General features: G+C 48.9%; 11 protein-coding genes. 6 read left to right on the top strand and 5 right to left on the bottom strand.

Annotated elements, in window-relative coordinates; all coding sequences use genetic code 11:
- Nucleotides 1-380 precede the first annotated feature (380 nt).
- Both AC58UW_RS25110 and asd read right to left on the bottom strand, forming a co-directional pair.
- Nucleotides 381-1,634, bottom strand: coding sequence for an MFS transporter (locus AC58UW_RS25110; RefSeq protein WP_497423304.1), 1,254 nt, complete (start codon nt 1,632-1,634; stop codon nt 381-383).
- Nucleotides 1,635-1,664: 30 nt separating this feature from the next.
- Nucleotides 1,665-2,453: an archaetidylserine decarboxylase gene (asd, locus tag AC58UW_RS25105; protein ID WP_497423303.1), complete on the bottom strand. Its 789-nt coding sequence runs from the start codon at nt 2,451-2,453 to the stop codon at nt 1,665-1,667.
- A gap of 223 nt (nt 2,454-2,676) precedes the next feature.
- Here asd and AC58UW_RS25100 point away from each other — a divergent pair, with 223 nt between their 5' ends.
- Together AC58UW_RS25100 and nagZ are read left to right on the top strand one after the other, a co-directional pair.
- Complete coding sequence (locus AC58UW_RS25100) at nt 2,677-2,973, top strand: transposase (protein WP_497423302.1); 297 nt, start codon at nt 2,677-2,679, stop codon at nt 2,971-2,973.
- 107 nt (nt 2,974-3,080) lie between these two features.
- Nucleotides 3,081-4,328, top strand: coding sequence for a beta-N-acetylhexosaminidase (gene nagZ / locus AC58UW_RS25095; RefSeq protein ID WP_497423301.1), 1,248 nt, complete (start codon nt 3,081-3,083; stop codon nt 4,326-4,328).
- Between the two features lie 330 nt (nt 4,329-4,658).
- Here the strand turns inward: nagZ and AC58UW_RS25090 are convergent, their stop codons facing one another.
- Entirely contained in the window at nt 4,659-5,759 is a 1,101-nt protein-coding gene (locus tag AC58UW_RS25090; protein ID WP_497423300.1) for a YheC/YheD family endospore coat-associated protein, read from the bottom strand.
- A 243-nt stretch (nt 5,760-6,002) separates the two neighbouring features.
- Here AC58UW_RS25090 and AC58UW_RS25085 point away from each other — a divergent pair, with 243 nt between their 5' ends.
- The 4 genes from AC58UW_RS25085 (at nt 6,003) to AC58UW_RS25070 (ending at nt 14,739) form a co-directional block, all read left to right on the top strand.
- Entirely contained in the window at nt 6,003-7,169 is a 1,167-nt protein-coding gene (locus AC58UW_RS25085; protein WP_497423299.1) for a glycosyltransferase family 4 protein, read from the top strand.
- A gap of 103 nt (nt 7,170-7,272) precedes the next feature.
- On the top strand, nt 7,273-12,285 hold the full coding sequence (locus tag AC58UW_RS25080) for a WIAG-tail domain (protein WP_497423298.1): 5,013 nt from the start codon (nt 7,273-7,275) through the stop codon (nt 12,283-12,285).
- 152 nt (nt 12,286-12,437) lie between these two features.
- Nucleotides 12,438-13,571, top strand: coding sequence for a glycosyltransferase family 4 protein (locus tag AC58UW_RS25075; RefSeq protein ID WP_497423297.1), 1,134 nt, complete (start codon nt 12,438-12,440; stop codon nt 13,569-13,571).
- Between the two features lie 25 nt (nt 13,572-13,596).
- Complete coding sequence (locus tag AC58UW_RS25070) at nt 13,597-14,739, top strand: glycosyltransferase family 4 protein (RefSeq protein WP_497423296.1); 1,143 nt, start codon at nt 13,597-13,599, stop codon at nt 14,737-14,739.
- Between the two features lie 922 nt (nt 14,740-15,661).
- Here AC58UW_RS25070 and AC58UW_RS25065 read toward each other — a convergent pair.
- Together AC58UW_RS25065 and AC58UW_RS25060 are read right to left on the bottom strand one after the other, a co-directional pair.
- Nucleotides 15,662-16,627 carry a GDP-mannose 4,6-dehydratase gene (locus AC58UW_RS25065; RefSeq protein WP_497423295.1) on the bottom strand — a complete coding sequence of 322 codons (966 nt, stop codon included), beginning with the start codon at nt 16,625-16,627 and terminating at the stop codon, nt 15,662-15,664.
- Between the two features lie 25 nt (nt 16,628-16,652).
- A complete protein-coding gene (locus AC58UW_RS25060; RefSeq protein ID WP_497423294.1) occupies nt 16,653-17,423 on the bottom strand; it encodes a hypothetical protein in 771 nt (256 codons plus the stop codon).
- Nucleotide 17,424: the final 1 nt, after the last annotated feature.

Below are 17,424 nucleotides of genomic sequence, written 5' to 3'. Positions count from 1 at the left end.
CGCAAGCGAATCCACGGTGCGATAGGTTACATGTCACCAGCTCGCTTTGCTGCGCAGTTCAAGAACAAAAAAACGGGATAAGAGTGTCCACTTTCTTGACAGAGGTCCAAATCTACCGCTAATCTGCGCTGCTCTGCGGCAGGGAGCAAAATAGCGGTAGAAACTCCAGCTAAAACGCTGATTTTGAACAATATGTGCTAAATTTTGGGGAAATACAAGTAGAAACTCCAGTTAATTGAGAAAAGTTAGATCATTAGCGGGAATTAGCAGGAGAAATCGGCGTTACTTGCTTTGACGATACTGACGCGCGCGCATCAGCACTAAAAAACCTTGCACCAGCAGCTGATTCCAGTCAGTCTGCTGAGCAAGGTTTATTTGTTTTAATTCTGTCCCTCTGTCCACTCTCTTAATTTACGGTCAGTAGGAAGAAGGAACGTCAGAACGCCGAGAAGCGGCAGGAACGCGCATAGTTCCATCACACGCGTCGTGCCGATCGCGTCACAGAGATTTCCAAGCACGACACTGCCGATACCGCCAAGTCCGAAGGCGAGTCCGGTAATAAGGCCGGATACGGTTCCTACTTTGCCAGGGAACAACATTTGGGCATAGACAACGGTAACGGAGAAGCTGGATAAGAGAATAACACCGATGACGACAAGTAAGACATAAGACCAAGTAATACCAACATGCGGCAGCAGCAAAGCAAATGGCGCTGAGCCTAGCATGGAGAAGAAAATGACATTACGCTTACCGAATCGGTCTGCGATCGGACCGCCAAAAAAAGTTCCCACTGCGCCTGCTGCGAGGAACAAAAAGATAAAGTCCTGCGCGCGGTTGATGGATAAGCCGTATGTATCATGCAAGAAGAAAGCGAAGTAGCCGCTCATTGCAGCGCCGTACCATGACCGGACGAAAACAAGAAAGATCAATACGTAGATGGCGAAAAAGATGCGTTTGCGATGTACGGGATTCACGGTCCGCTTCACAGTGGACTTGGCTCTAACCGGGGTTGCCGCCAGCTCTGCTTTGTACCAGCGTGCAATAAACATCTGCACGGCAATCGCAATTGCAGCAACGCCTGTGAACCATATGGAGCCAAAGAGTCCTAGCGGAATGAAAATCCACTTGGTCATAATCGGCGCCAAGGATTGGCCGAAGTTACCGCCAACCTGGAAGATGGACTGTGCCAAGCCTTTGCGTCCTCCGGCAGCCATATGCGACACACGCGAGCCCTCCGGATGGAAAGCTGCGGAGCCAAGCCCCACGAAGCATACTGACAGCAGTACGACCCAATACGAGTGCGCGAAGGCTAGCAGCAGCATCCCTGTAAGAGTTGAAGTCATGCCGATCGGCAGCATATAGGGGGAAGGTTTACGGTCCGAATATAAACCGACTACGGGCTGCATAATGGAAGCCGTGAAATTGATGGCGAACTGTACCCAACCCACTTGGGAATAGCTTAATCCCATTTCACTTTTCAAGATTGGGAAGATGGCGGGAATGACAGATTGGATAGAGTCATTCAGCAAATGGACAAGGCCGATTGCCAATAAGATCCGGTAAACGGTTGGTTTAATATCTCCTGCACCCTGCAAGCTTTTGGATTCGGAAGATGGTGTTGTTATGGCACTCATGATGCGCTCCTCTCATGATCGCGTTATCCGCTATTTATCTAGGAAACGGCCGAGGTCTTCTCCCATTTTCACTTTGGAACCAAGCTTAAGGTCTGGGCGAGGTTCAAACATATCATCTTCAAAAAGCAGCACAACGGTTGAGCCGAATTCGAAATAGGCTAGCTCTTGACCGCGCTCTAATGTTTTGGGAAGCGGCTTAACGTACTGTATCGAGCTCACGTTCAGCGCTCCGACCTTTACAACGGCAACTTCGCCTGTGTGATGCTGGATGAAGGTAATTAAACGCTCATTGCGACTAAGTACACGCTTCATGTGGCGAAGACCGAATTCGTTCACCGGATAAACTTTGCCGAGCACGTGCTCTTTTTCAAGAATGTCCCCTGTAATCGGAGAATGAATGCGGTGATAATCGGTTGGGCTTAAGTAAAGGACGAAATAGAAACCGTTTTTGTAATTGACGGTGCGGGGCGACCGGTTAAGCAGCTCCTCGATGGTGTAGTCTTGGCCTTTGACATTGACGATTAAGCCATCTTTGATGTCCCCGATCCCTGTAATCATCGCATCAACTGGACTTACAACACGCGCCTCGTCTTCGTGAATCGGGCGTAAACCCGGCTTTAAGCGGCGAGTAAAGAAATCATTTAGGGATTTGTAATCTTTTACATGCTTCTCAGCATCTTCAATACGTATACCGTAAGTTTGGGCAAAACGGGGAATGAACATCCGACTTGCTCTGGACCTGGCAAAAGCTCCTGTCACTTGGGATACCCATTTACGTGAGGAGAGCTCGGTTAGCAATTTGAAGAACGGTTTTGACATAGATTAACTCCTGTTCATTCGTGGTTAGGCGGGCTTTTGACCGACGTTCAAGTTTCTTCAAAGATCCCTATTTATGGTTCTTCGCTAATCTTGCCACAGAAAGGTAAAAGAATCAATTGTCGAATGAAGAAGAAACGGCAAGATAGGTGGCTAAAAAAATAGTTTGAAGGCTGTTTGAGGTGAAATATGCTTGTCAATGCTATTAATGAGGTGAACTGGCACAATGTCCATGATGATCGTATTGCTTCTGTTTTTGATTCCGGCCTGCATGTTAGTTGGGGCTTGGATGTTCATAACCTGTCGTATCGGGTTTCATGTTCTGGCATTGGTCAGTGCATATGTGTTCGGCATCATTTCCGCTTTGGCGGTGTATGATATTTTGCGGGATGATACGGTGTTTATGACGAATATTCATGCGGTTTTCAACAACCAATTATTCCTTTTAAGCGGAGCTTATTTGGGCTGTTATGGAATTTACATGATGTGGAAATATCTGCTAACAGAGATCAGGAAAGAGTAGTTCTGTGTTAGTTGTAACTATTTCATTAGGCACATCGTCTAATAGGTGAATCTTAAATTAAGGCAGGTGTTAGAGTGAATCTTATTATTTCTAGATATACCAAGAGTATGATGTGTGCTACTGCGTTATCTCTCTTTTTAATGGGCTGTGCATCTTCCCCAAAAGATAACACGCCGTCAGCCGCACCTGTTTCGTTGGCGCCAACGCCATCCGCAACTACTCCAGCAGCTACGCCAGTCCCTACGGTTGCACCGACTCCGAGCCCAACGCCTTCAACCCCTACTGCAGGCATGTCGCTGGACGAGAAGTTGGGACAGATGATCTTGGCTGGTATCGATGGATACAGCGTGAATGCCAATAGCCAAGCGTTGATTGCAACGTACCACGTGGGCGGCATTATTTTATATAAGCCAAATGTTAAAGATTCAAGCCAACTCGTTTCGCTGGTGAATGAACTGAAGCAAAAAAATGCAAAAAATAAACAGCCGCTTTGGATTGGTGCGGACGAGGAGGGCGGAAGGGTAACGCGACTGCCGGAGGAGCTCCAGAAAACGCCAACGAATCAGGAGATTGGCAAGACGAATAACAAGTCTTATGCCTATAACATCGGCAACTTGATTGGTTCAGAGCTTCATGCGTATGGATTGAACGTTGACTTCGCTCCTGTGCTGGACATCAACAGCAATCCGAAAAATCCAGTGATCGGTGATCGTTCATTTGGGGCAAACGCTGCTGTAGTCAACGCTTTGGGCATTCAAGAAATGAAGGGGCTGCGAGATCAGCAGATTACGTCTGTCGTTAAGCATTTCCCGGGACATGGTGATACTTCTGTCGATTCGCATGTAGGACTGCCTGTTGTCCAGAACGATTTGGACAGATTGCGTAAGCTTGAATTAATCCCATTCGCGGAAGCTTTCAAACAAGACGCAGATGCTGTGATGGTTGCCCATATTTTGCTGCCCAAAGTGGACGGACAGAACCCGGCATCGATGTCGAAGAAAATCATGACGGATTTGCTGCGTAAGGAGATGGGCTTCCAAGGCGTGATCATGACCGATGATATGACGATGGGAGCTATTGAACAAAACTACGATATCGGCGCTTCCGCCGTAAAATCAGTTTTGGCAGGAGCTAATGTGATCATGGTCGGACATGACTACAATAAAGTTGTTAAGGTTATCGAGGCGCTGCGACAAGCTGTGCAGGACAAACGGATTCCAATGGAAACGATTGATCAGAGCGTAGCGAGAATTCAGAAGCTGAAGCAAAAGTATAAGCTGAAGGATGAAAGCGTCGGTTCGGTTGATGTAGCCGCACTCAATCAAGCTGTAAAGCAAGTGCTGGGTACGAAATAGCATAATTAAAAAAGAGTGCCCTTTAGTCATGTAATGACTCTTGGGGCACTCTTTTTGATTTGGGCGAGGAGCGGGACCAGAGTGGTGTTATTTTGAGCGACGGGGAGATGAAGGAAGAGGGTGGGAACTACAGGGCGTTATTTGTGCTAAATGGGCTGACTTCGCAGTGTTAGGGGAACTACAGGGTGCTATTTGCTCGCATTTGCCGTTGCAGAGCCTGAAATCGGGGGAATAGCGGATCCTAGTTCCCTCTGATTTTCCAAATGGCTCTTTGGAGACGAAATAGCGGACTATAGTTCCCTTACAGGGATAGGGGCAGGTTGGCAGGGACTAATAAACCGGGGTACCGCCATCCAATAAATATTTGGCATAAGCCATTGGATTATAGTAGGTTGCTTTCCATTCTTCCAGCATGTTTGCTTCTCGGAAGCTATAACGCTGATCCTTGCCGTTGCATTCAATAAATAGAGGGTAACCGTACGTGGTGATTCCAATATCAAGCCCGAGATCGGCCAAATGCGGCAAATGCATGCTCAGAAACTTCGCTACCCGAAGGGCAAACTCCCAAATTTGCTCACACACCGCGCGTGAATCTAGAGATGGATAATCAGCTGCCAAAATTTCCGTCAATGTCTTCACTTGGCCTCCTTGCGCCACATTGGTCAAGAATAGCTTGCGTGAAGCGACTTTGGCGACGATGCCCGTCACGCGCCAATCGCCGCAGGCTCCGCGCTGCACAGATACACGCAAGTCGAAGGGACGATTGTCATGGGTAGCCAAAGGCAAGCACTGCTGCACGAGATAAGCGCGGCTTTGGATTTTACGCCGCAGGAATAACGGCAATTGTTGGCGGAAATTGAACTGCCGCCAGACTTTATTGCTGATTTTGAGTGTTGCGGGATAAACTAGCTGCCAGCCTGTGGGGGTTCGATCCATTTTCATAACACCGCGCCCGATGCTAGAGTTCGTTGGTTTAATAATGATAGAGTCGTAGGCACTCATCATGACTTTCATATTCTTGAGGGTCGCGGGGAAGGTGCCTGGCAAATGGGGTCTGATGGCTTCATCCAGCAGCAGTATTTCGTGGATTTGCAGCTTACTGTACCGATTCCAGCGGTTAAAAACGTGAATGCCATGCTGTGTCCAGCTTTCCAGCTCCTGATCCGAACCATGGTCCAAGTAGATGGCCCGGTTATGAATGACTTTGGGCAGGGCAATCCATTCACGCAGATATCGAGTTCCTCTTTGCACGTAGGCATGAACCCTCATCGTATGGATGTGAACGTCTTGCATGCGGAAATAGCAGGGGGTAATGCCAAATTCTTTGCCGGCGTCACTGTAAAAATGGATGGCTTCATATTTTGTGTTCCCTAGGGGAATGCCTGCGTATAAGGAATCGTTCACTAAAATACCCACGTAGGGATTAACCATCTACTTCACTCCTTAGAGTTTTTCGCCAGAAAAACTGGCATCGAAAGCATACGCTTAGAGTTTTTCGCCAGAAAAACTGGCTTGCCGAAACGGCGCAACACGATAGAGGCTCCCTTACAGCTTATGGAAAAGCAGTGCAGCTTGTTTGTACGGATGCTGATACTTTTGCTTCCGTAGCGGACAGATGCCCAAACTTTGCCTGTATATCCGCATATGTATAGAAGAAGGAAGGGGGAGTTACATGTGAGCCAGAGACCTATGCGTGTTGTCATTGTTACGCCAGGTTCTTTTCCCATTCCCTCAGGAAAAAGCTCTTCGGTTGAACAAGTTGTCCAGAAAACGGCCGAGAAGCTTGTTAAGTTCATGCCCGTGTGTGTTCTGGGGAGAAGAACGTCGTATCAACCAAGAAGTGAAGTGCGGGAAGGATGTACCTATATAAGGGTTCCTTATGGGGGTTCCCGTTCTTATATTTCGGCCATTTCTCGGCAAATCGCCATACGAAAGCCTGGCATCATCCAGGTTGAGAATCGACCGCATTTCTTGCTCTACCTGCGCAAACGTTTCCCAAGATGCTTCATTAGTCTAGTACTGCATTCAAAAGTTTTCATTTCGTTGCCTTACATCTCGCAGAAATATTTGAGAGCATGCCTAGCCGCGGCGGATGTCATTATTGTCAACAGTGATTATCTGAAACAGGCGGTGCAGGCGAAGGTGCCGTCTGCTGCACATAAAATCGTTACGCAGCATTTGGGTGTTGATGTTTCCAAATTTACGTCAAGATGGTCCCCGGAGGGGAGTGAATCCCGCGCCAAAAAGCTGCTAGGGCTGGGCTACGAGAACCGCAAGATTATTCTTTTTGTTGGACGGCTTATCCCGAGAAAAGGGGTGCACCATCTCATCAAAGCGATGAAAACCGTGATTCAAGCGGAGCCGAATGCAGTTTTAATTTTAGTGGGCGGTGCCTTCTATGGCTCTAAGAGGTTGACGGCTTATGTGAAAAGGTTATACCGGGAAGGCAGCAAGATGCCTCAGAATGTGAAGTTTGTCCCCTATACCTCACACGCCGATATTCCGAAATGGTATCACCTCGCCGACGTTGTCGCCGTGCCTTCCGAGGAAGGAGAGGCTTTTGGTCTCGTAAACATTGAGGCTATGGCTTCTGGGGTCCCCGTCGTAGCGACAAATTCGGGCGGGATTAGCGAGGTTGTTAAGAATGGGACGGTCGGGTATTTAGTTGATTTGGATAAGATTGATTCGGATCTGCCCCGCTATTTATTGCGGCTTTTGGCAGATGAAGAGCTAAGACGAGCCATGGGGGAACAAGGTATTCAAAGAGTTGAGCAGTTATTTACGTGGGATAAGGCGGCAGAGATGAGGTATGACTTATATAAACATAAATTGGGGAGGTAACTATTTATCTGGGTGTCCGCACATTTTTCAGGGCTAACGTACATCTCTGATTGAGCTTGAATATGTTACAAGTGACCAATTTATGTGGAATGGAGAGGAGTCTATGAGTAAGCGTAAGAGCAACAGGGAAAGGCCTTATGTGCAAAAAGTGAACTCCCGTACAAATGAGTTGAAATGGCTCGATGATAGTGAACAGCCTCAGCCTTCACCTGCTCCGGTTAAGCAGGAGAAAGCGGAAACAAGTCCCAAGGCTGCACCAGTGGAAACAAGTCTGGCTCCAAAAACGACGACAGCGAAAACAACGATTGTAGAGACGAGCAAAGTGACTAAACCCACAACGGTGGTAAATGTATCACAGGCTTCAGTGCCTGCGCCTCCGCTGCTGCTGCTTTCTGAACGTAAAACAGGCAAATTCGTAAATCCCGTCGTTTACACGGATGATATCGTGGAAGAAGCAGTTACATGGGAGAAAATTGCCAATCGTTCTGTTGACGAAAGTAAAATCAAGCCGCAAAGTATCGGGACCAAAGTTATTAAGGATTTTGCAATCGATCAATCCAAACTAGCCTCAGCCAGCGTAACGCGTGATAAAATCGCCGGTCACAGCATTCATGATGAACATATCGCTCCACACAGCATCTCCGGTGATAAAATCCAGGATCAATCGATCTCCGGAAGCAAACTGCTGGATAACAGTATTACAGCGGATAAGCTTGCCGATCAAACGATTGATTCCCTTAAGCTGGCAGACGGCTCCATTTTATCACAGCATCTATCTGAGCTGGTCATTACGAATGAGCTGATTGATGACCAGTCGATTACAGCTGAGAAAATACGCAGCGGCGCTGTGCAAGCCAAACATATCTCCAATTACAGCATCGACACCGCTAAGCTGATGGATGCAGCCATTACAACTGATAAATTAAGAGATCAAGCTGTTACCGAAGAAAAAATTGCGAATGACAGCATTTGCTCCGTTCATATCCAGTCTAAAGTTATTTTTAACGAGCATTTGGCCGATGGTAGCATCCAGAGCCGGAGTATTGCGCCTGGTCAAATTGAAGCCAGTCACATCGCGGATGGCGCAATCGACGGTTACCATTTGGAAAGTCAGATTATCACTGACGATAAACTCGCTCCTGCATCCGTCACGGAAGAAAAGCTGGCTAATCAAGCCGTTACCAATCAAAAAATCGCCCCTTTGTCGATCGATGCAAAGCATATCGTAAAGTCTTCGATTCGATCGGAGCATCTGGCAGACGGTTCCATCCAAACCCCGCATCTTGCTTCCGGTATCATACAATCCGGGCATCTGGCAGAAGGCGCGGTGCACGCCAAACTGATTCAGGATGGCTCCATTACATCAGCCAAACTGGCTGCAAGTGCGGTAGAGGATAAACATATTCTCCAGAACGCGATTCAAATCGGACATCTCGCCGACAATGTAATTTCTAACGCGAAGCTGCAGGATGAATCCATTACCTCTTCGAAGCTGGCGGAAAGCTCAATCGAAGGCAAACATATCCAGCAACAGGCGATTGAGAGCGGACATCTCGCCGACAACAGCATTTCAAATGCAAAGCTGCAGGATGAGTCGATCACTTCATCGAAGCTGGTTGAAGGCACTGTTGAAGGCAAACATATCCGGCAGCAAGTCATTCAAAACTGGCATTTGGTCGATGGCATCGTCTCCAGCTCGAAATTGCAAAATCAGTCCATTGCATCAAGCCATTTAACGGAGAGTATCATTGAGGAAAGGCACATAAGCGAGGGGGCAATCACGCAGCTTCATTTGGCCGATGGAATCATTTCTTCCTCGAAACTGGAAGAGGGAGCTGTGACGACAGATCTATTGGCGGCTGGCAGTGTGGATACATCGAAGCTGAAGCAGCACAGCGTGACCTCTGATAAGCTTGCGGCAAGTTCAATTACAGCCGAGCATTTGCACCAAGGCATCGTTGCCAGCGAGCATCTGGCCGAAGGAGCCGTACTTGGAACACATGTTGCGCTAGGAACGATTGGAACGGAACATTTGCTGGATGCAGTCATTACCAGTGAGAAGCTTGGCATGGACGCTATCCGCTCGGAGCATATCGGGCATGGCGTGATTGGCGCTGAACAGATCGGGGAGTCGGCGATTGGGCGCGATCATATTGCTGAAGAGGTAGTTACGACTCAGCATTTGCAGGATCAAACGATCACGACAAGCAAAATTGCTGAAGAGGCCGTGACGGGTACGAAAATTGCTTCCATGACCATTGAAACTCGTCATCTGCAAGAAAATAGTATTGATGGCAGCCATCTTAAACCGGGATCGATTTCGTCCCAACACCTGGCGCAAGGCTCGATTACACTCAATATTTTTGCTGACAGGAGCTTGGATGGAACGAAGTTGATGGAACAATCCATTACAGGAGAAACCCTTGCGAAAGGGGCAGTCACGGAAGATAAGCTGGCGAATGGCTCAGTTGGCCCGCAGCATCTGCAACCAGGAGCGATCTCGGCCAGGACGCTTCAGGAGCAGGTCGTAACGACTGGCAAATTAGGAGAGCACGCTGTTACAGAAGCTAAATTGGCTGATACCAGCGTAACGGCTCGCAAAATCTCCAGCAAGTCCGTGCACAGCGAGCATATTGCTGACGGCGCGATTACGGCAGCGAAGCTGGCTAATGAGAGCATCCATGGCAGCAAGCTGGTAGCTGGTGCGCTGAGCTCAAGGCATTTGGCCGATGGTGCGATTAGCAGCGCGAAGCTGGCTGCACGAGCGATTGGCAGCGAGCATATCATTGACGGCGCTGTGACCGGCGCGAAGTTGGCGAAGGAAAGCGTGGATGGTGCGAAGCTGACTGCGGGTGCTGTGACTGGCGATAAGCTGGCCGATGGCGCAGTTAGCGGAGCGAAGCTTGCACTTGGTGTTATCGCGAATGAACATCTGGCAGCCGGTGCGGTCGAGAACGGTAACCTTGCCGCAAATTCTGTGGATGGCACGAAATTGAGCCTTGGCGCAATCAGCAACTATCATCTTGCGGATAGCTCGGTGTATGGCGCGAAGCTTGCGACAGGCAGTGTAGACAGCAGCAAACTTACCGCTGGCGCAGTGAATCATGAGCACATTGTGGATGGAGCGATTGATGGCAGCAAGCTCGCGAAAGGCAGCGTGGATGGCAGCAAGGTGGTGCCAAGCGCAATTCAACGGGAGCATTTAGCGGACAGTGTAATTGACTCCACGAAGTTAGCTGAAGGCTCTGTGCTTCGCAGTCATCTGGTAGCAGGGATTGTTGATGGGTCGAAGCTGGCGGAAAGCAGTGTAGTTAGCTCTAAGCTGGCAGTCGGCGCTGTAAAAACAGACCACCTGGTTGACGGAGTGATTAACGGAGCGAAGCTGGCACCTGGCAGCGTGGACAGCAGCAAGCTGGTGTCCGGTGCTGTGAATAGCGATCACATTGCACCAGGCGCAGTGAACGGCAGCAAGCTGGCGGCACTCAGTGTGGACGGCAGCAAACTCGTAGAGAATGCTGTGAGCAGCGAGCACCTTAGTGATGGCTCTGTGACAAGTGCCAAGCTGGCAACGGGCAGCGTGGATGGCAGTAAGTTGGTAGCCGGTGCGGTGAGCAACTACCACCTCGCGGACGGCGTAGTGGATGCTGTGAAGCTGGCGACTGGCAGTGTGGACGGCAGCAAGTTGACAGCTGGCTCAGTGAATGGCAGCCATATCGTAGACGGCTCGATTGACAGCGGCAAGCTGGCTGCGAACAGCGTAGACAGCAGTAAATTGTCCCCTGGCGCAGTCACAGGAGATCATTTGGCTGACGGTGCATTGTTTGGCGCGAAACTCGCGGCAGGCAGCATTGACGGCAGTAAATTAGCCTCCAGCGCGATCAGCGGTTATCATTTATCCTCCGGCAGCGTGGATGGCAGCAAGTTAGCAGCCGGCTGCGTAAGCAGCGAACATCTTGCAGAAGGTGCATTAGATGGCACCAAGCTCAAAGCAAGCAGTATCGATGGCAGCAAGTTGACAGCTGGCTCAGTGAATGGCAGTCATATCGCCGATAGCGCAATTGATAGCAGCAAACTGGCAGTAAATAGCGTAGACAGCAGTAAATTGGCCCTTGGTGCAGTGACGGGAGATCATTTGGCCGAAGGTGCATTGAGTGGCTCGAAGTTGGCGGCAGGCAGTATTAATGGCAGCATTCTGGCAGCAGGTTCGGTAAGCAGCGAACATCTTGCCGAAGGTGCTTTAGATGGCGCGAAGCTCAAAGCAAGCAGTATCGATGGCAGCAAGTTGACAGCTGGCTCAGTGAATGGCAGCCATATCGCGGATGGCGCGATTAATAGCAGCAAACTGGCCGTGAATAGCGTAGACAGCAGTATATTGGCTCTGGGTGCAGTGACGGCTGATCACTTGGCTGACGGCGCATTGAATGGCTCTAAGCTGGCGGCAGGCAGCATTGATGGCAGCATTCTGGCAGCCGGCTGCGTAAGCAGCGAACATCTTGCAGAGGGTGCTTTGGATGGCGCTAAGCTCAAAGCAAGCAGTATCGATGGAAGCAAGCTGGTCTCCGGTTCGATTAGCGCTTTCCATCTTGGAGCAGGCTGCATCGACAGTTCCAAACTGGCGACTAACAGCGTGGATAGCGGCAAGCTGGCACCGAGCAGTGTGGACGGCAGCAAATTGGTATTTAGCGCGATTAGCAGCTTCCATCTGTCACCCAACAGTGTAGACAGTAGTAAAATAATTGCCGGCGCCGTTCACGGGGAACACCTGGCCGAGGGGGCTGTCGAAGGTACGAAGCTGGCAGCTGGCAGTGTGGATGAGAGCAAGCTTAGCTTCAATGCCGTGCATGTTCCTGCGGCAAAGCAGGCGGCGCTGCAGCAGTTCGGGCTAGTTCCTTTTGAATTAAAAGTGCAGGACGAAATCGTCGAAGTAACGCTACTCTTTGATGAGCCGTATGCAGATGTTAATTATGTCATCGCAGCGACAACAAGTCACCCTTCCTGTTATGCCGTTATCAAACAAAAACAAACGAATTCAGCGCAAATGATCATTGTGCGTTCCCGTTTTTCACCAGATGCGTACGGGATCATTAACTGGATTTCCATAGGAACAAAAGGGTAATGACTTCCTTCATAAGGATCGCGTCTATTAGGCGTGATTCTTTTTTGTGTGATTCGCGGAGCTTTTTTTGATATGTACAATCATTTAAGCGGCTTGAAGAATAGGATAGAGAATAACCCTGTATGGCATTCATCTACGAAAGGAGGACTTTCATGAAAATTGCTTTAATCTGCCCGGATTCTCTGCCGTGTCCACCGATCAAGAGCGGAGCGATTGAGTTATTGATTGATCGTATGGCTCCCTACTTAAGCAGATTGGGTCACTCGGTTACGGTATTTTCGATACAGCATTCTTCGTTCAGGAACGATGAATGGATGAATGGCGTAAGATTCATTCGTTATGATCAATCCAGTTATATCAATGATGTGCAGAGATACTGTGAGAAACAATTATTTGACGTAGTTCAATTATATAATAGACCGAATTGGGTTAAACAAATGAAAAGTGCAGTTCCGACTGCCCGCGTTTATTTATCGCTTCACAATTTATTAATTGATCACGAAAATCACGATCAGTCTGCAGTTCACGCTTTCCAATTAGCCGATCATCTTATTACTGTCAGTAAATTTGTTGAACAGGACATTATCAAAGCCATTCCGGCAGTAAGCAGCAAAATCACTACGCTTTATACGGGAGAAGATCCTAAGCGATTTACGCCTCATTTCACCGGGGAGGGTAAAAAGATTGGCGAAAAGTTAAAGAGAGATTTGGGTATCCCTCCTGGTTTCCATGTCGTCCTCTTTGTCGGCAGGCTGCTGCCCAAAAAAGGGTGTCATCATCTAATTAACGCCATGAAGCTCGTTACGAGAAAGCATCCGAAAACAGCGCTAGTGATCGTTGGGAGTAAGTGGTATGGTGACCGGACTATTAGCGACTATGTTACGAAGCTCCGAAGAAGGGCGTTAGCTGTGTCCAATTATATCTATTTTACTAATTTTATACCGGTAGACAGGCTTCCCAATTATTATACGATGAGCGATGTGCTTGTTTGTCCATCCCAGTGGCAGGAGCCGCTTGCGAGAGTTCAGTATGAAGCTATGGCTGCCGGCATACCGATCATCAGCTCGAACCGTGGGGGGAATCCTGAGGTTGTTGTGAATGAGAAGAACGGCTATATCATTGATCTTTATACAGAACCGAAAGCCTATGCTCAGGCTATCATCACGTTATTAAACAACAGGGAGAAATGCGCCAAAATAGGTGGTGAGAATAGGAAGTTAATTACGGATCGTTACAACTTTGAAAAGTATGCGCAACGATTATCGAAGCTATATCAGACCACATGAACCGTATACGATTGGAGTGAGCAGAGTGAGGATTGCTTTAATTTGTACGGAAATGCTAACCGTTCCTTCCATCAGGGGAGGAGCTATTCAGATTTTCATCGATGGCGTTATTCCCTATTTAAGAGAGAATCATGAATTAACGGTATTTTGTATAAAGGATAAAGACCTTCGCGACCGGGAGGTGGTCAAAGGTGTGACCTATATCCGGGTTGAGAAAAATGATTATCAATTGAATGTTGCCAACGAGTTGAAAAAAATGAGGGCTAACAATTGGATTTTTGATGTTATCCATGTGTTTAACCGGCCATTATACGTCCCTATTATCAAGCAAGCTATGCCAGGGAGCCGAGTTGTTTTGAGCTGCCATAATGAGATGTTTCGCAAAGAGAAGCTGCCGGATGACAAGGGACGCAATGTGGTTAAAATCGCTCACAACATCATGTCCATCTCTAACTATATTGGAAAAACGATCGTGGATCGGTTTCCTGAAGCAGCAAGCAAAGTGAAAACGGTCTATTCTGGCATTAACCTGGAACAGTACAAACCCATATGGCGAGAGGATGTTCAGGCTGAAAGAAAGGCATTGCGCAAAAAATACGGCGTCGACAATAAAAAAGTGGTGTTGTTCGTTGGAAGGCTGTCCGCTAACAAAGGGGCCGATGTTTTGCTGCAGGCGATGCAGCGGGTCATCAAAAAGCATGACGACGCTGTGCTGGTCATTGTCGGAAGCAAATGGTTCAGCGATAACCGTGTAGACGATTATATATCGAATTTGCGAAGACTAGGCGATTCGCTGGGGAAAGACAGAGTTGTTTTCACCAACTTTGTGCCTCCAAGCAAGATTCCTTCCATCTACCTGCTCGGGGATGTGTTCGTCTGCAGCTCCCAGTGGCAGGAGCCGCTGGCTAGAGTGCATTATGAGGCCATGGGGGCAGGCCTCCCGATTATTACGACGAATCGCGGGGGGAATGCGGAGATCATTGAGAACCATAAGAACGGTATCGTCATTAGCTCCTATACCGATCCATGGGCATTCGCCAACTCGATTAGCCACATTTTATCAAATCCTTCGAAAGCGAATGAATTAGGCAGAGCTGGCCGCAAATTTGTGGAAGGCAACTTTGGGTTTCAGCATGTTGCCAAGCGCTTGCAAGAGTTGTATGTATGAGGAAGAAAACAGCCGGAATTCGCGGTGTGTGAAGGTCAACTTTGCGGTTGGCCTTTTTGGGTTGAGGGGCGGTTGTGGGGGAACGGGCCGAAGCGGCGCTAGCAACTGGTAAGACGAGGCAGAGGCAGAAGAGGAAGAGGAAGAGGAAGAGGAGGCAGAGGAGGCAGAAGAGGAGGCAGAAGAGGAAGCAGAGGCGGACGGGCCGAAAGGGCAGGCGGGGGCTGCGATTGAGGAGGCTGAGGCGGAGGCCGAGGGGGAACTACAGGGCGCTATTTCTGCGAAATATGCGCCTTTACACACGGAAGGGGAACTGTGGTCCGTTATTTCTACGTATTGGGCGGATATTCCGCCCAATACGTAGAAATAAGACCCTGTAGTTCCCCAAGATCTGTAGAACGGGCCTGAGGGCACAAATAGTGCCCTCAGGTTCCTCTAAATGCCGCAAGCAGCCAAGTAAGCTGAGCATCCACTTCATTTTAACGGAAAATGCTGCCGTTACACCACAAGGGCGATCCACTAAGGCGCGCAGCTAAGATAGATGGAAAAACCACCGTTAATTTGCGCTGTTCAGTGGCAGGGAAGGTAATAACGGTAGAAACTCCAGCTAAATCGTCGGTAGGGGTCAGATTTGGGTACACTCGGCAAAATTAACGCCAGAAAATCCACTTAATTAGGAAAAAGATGGAATAATTGCAGCGAATAGCAGGAGGAATCGGCGTTAACTGCAAGTGACCCACCTGCTCAATTGCTCAGTGGCCTAGCGTAGCTAGTCCCTCTCGCATGAACGGTTCGGTCATGGTGTAAGAACCTTCAAAAGCAGGAAAAGAAGCTATCCCAAAAGTCATCAAATGACCGAGGGAGAGCTTCTTTTTAGATTTTTAAAGATCAGTCTCGTCTTCGTTTCCAGCGGAATCCGGCAGCCTTACCCCAGCGGCTCTTCCTCCAGCCACTGCACAAAGCGCTCAATGCCCGCCTCCAAGCTCGTCGATGGCGTGTAGCCCAACAGCGTGTGCGCTTTCTCGAAATTGGCCCATGTCCGTGGGACATCTCCGATCTGCATTGGCTTCCAGTGGATGATCGCCTTCTTGTTCAGCGCATTCTCTAGCGTGGTGACGAGGTCCAATAAACTAGTCGGGTGGTCGTTCCCGAGGTTAAACACTTCGTAGCCGGGATGGTCGAAATCGATAGATTTGCGAATGCCTGCAACGATATCGGCTACATACGTATAATCGCGACTCGTTGTGCCGTCTCCGAACAGGGAGAGGGGCTCGCCTTTTGCTATTTTTTTGGCAAATAGATGAATGGCCAGATCCGGTCGCTGCCGGGGACCGAATACCGTGAAGAAGCGCAGAGCGACAATCGGCAAGCCGAAACAGTGGCTGTAGCTTCGGCACAGCGCTTCGCCGGAAGCTTTGGTAGCGCCGTAAGGCGAGGCGATGAGCAGGGTAGGGTCCGTTTCTGAGAACGGGACCTTGTCATTCAAGCCGTACACCGAGCTGGACGATCCGAAAACAAACTTGGAAACGCCGTATTTGACCGAAGCATCTAGCAGATTGACCGTGCCCGCAAGATTGACGTCGACGTAGGTGCTCGGAATTTCGAGAGATGGCCGAACACCTGCTTTGGCGGCCAAATGGACGACGGCATCCGGTTTCCATGCGCTGAACAGGTGGTCCATACCGGCTCTGTCCCGAATGTCAGCTTCAACTAGTTCGTATCTTGGTGAGCGCAAATGATGGTGAATGTTGTTCTCCTTCACTCTGCGATCATAGTAGTCATCAAAGTTATCGATTACAAGCACTTCGTAGTTATCATCCAAGAGAAGAGAGTCCACCAGGTGGCTTCCGATGAACCCCGCTCCCCCGGTAACCAGAATCCTTTGTTTCATCATGGTTTCCTCCTTGGCTGCTTGATCATAATGCGCTTATCCAAGCGCGTACGGATTCGTCTTTGACGGGATGAGCAAACATGACTTCTGATTTATCGGATGCTTCTTGAATTTCTTGCAAGGAAATATTCGGCCGATAGCGGAAGCAATGCCTGATTTTACTAGGATATTCTTGGCACCTGGCTCCGCACTGCATGGCGAGCGTCATGTACAGAATTTCTCCCAGTGCAAAAACATCCGTTTTGGCGAGAATTTGTTCGAACAGCGGCTTGTTCACTCTGGCCAGCATGCTCTTCACCAGACGATGCCGATAAACTTGCATCGGGTTGAACGTGCCGTAGAAGTGGTTGCTTTGGAAAAACGGCTGCCAAAGCCCCCACTCCTTCCACATGCCCAAAGCCGTTGTCCAATTGCTTTTGTGAGGCGTCGTCTCTGTCTTGAGAGCCTCCACTAAACAATCGTAGTTCTCCATATGATTGCTCAAAAACGACTCAAATCCATTGTGAATGAACATCACATCATACTCGGTATAAACCAAATACTCGTAGGGAATTCGGATATCCTCCAGCCATCTCATGACGTCATAGAAGAATCTGCCGGTTCGTCCTCTGCGCAGGGGGCGGCTGTAGGGACAGTAGAGGATATGCTCATTCAGGCATACCTCTTTGCCGAAGTTCCTGTCAGCGCCGCCATTATAAAGGACGATAAACGCATTCGGGTTATACTTTCGAAGATTTCTAATTTGTTGGCGAAGCGCAGGTTCGTTCTCGTGGGCTAATAGAGCGAAACAAATCATG

Source organism: Paenibacillus sp. J22R160 (genome assembly GCF_059692135.1).
Note: the sequence above shows the minus strand (reverse complement) of the source record. Positions and strands in the feature narration are given on the sequence as shown.

Excerpts from the sequence above, each read along its gene's own strand:
- AC58UW_RS25080 (WP_497423298.1), top strand. The coding sequence starts at position 7,273 with ATGAGTAAGCGTAAGAGCAACAGGGAAAGGCCTTATGTGCAAAAAGTG.
- asd (WP_497423303.1), bottom strand. The coding sequence starts at position 2,453 with ATGTCAAAACCGTTCTTCAAATTGCTAACCGAGCTCTCCTCACGTAAA.
- nagZ (WP_497423301.1), top strand. The coding sequence starts at position 3,081 with ATGATGTGTGCTACTGCGTTATCTCTCTTTTTAATGGGCTGTGCATCT.
- AC58UW_RS25075 (WP_497423297.1), top strand. The coding sequence starts at position 12,438 with ATGAAAATTGCTTTAATCTGCCCGGATTCTCTGCCGTGTCCACCGATC.
- AC58UW_RS25100 (WP_497423302.1), top strand. The coding sequence starts at position 2,677 with ATGTCCATGATGATCGTATTGCTTCTGTTTTTGATTCCGGCCTGCATG.
- AC58UW_RS25090 (WP_497423300.1), bottom strand. The coding sequence starts at position 5,759 with ATGGTTAATCCCTACGTGGGTATTTTAGTGAACGATTCCTTATACGCA.
- AC58UW_RS25060 (WP_497423294.1), bottom strand. The coding sequence starts at position 17,423 with ATGATTTGTTTCGCTCTATTAGCCCACGAGAACGAACCTGCGCTTCGC.
- AC58UW_RS25110 (WP_497423304.1), bottom strand. The coding sequence starts at position 1,634 with ATGAGTGCCATAACAACACCATCTTCCGAATCCAAAAGCTTGCAGGGT.
- AC58UW_RS25065 (WP_497423295.1), bottom strand. The coding sequence starts at position 16,627 with ATGAAACAAAGGATTCTGGTTACCGGGGGAGCGGGGTTCATCGGAAGC.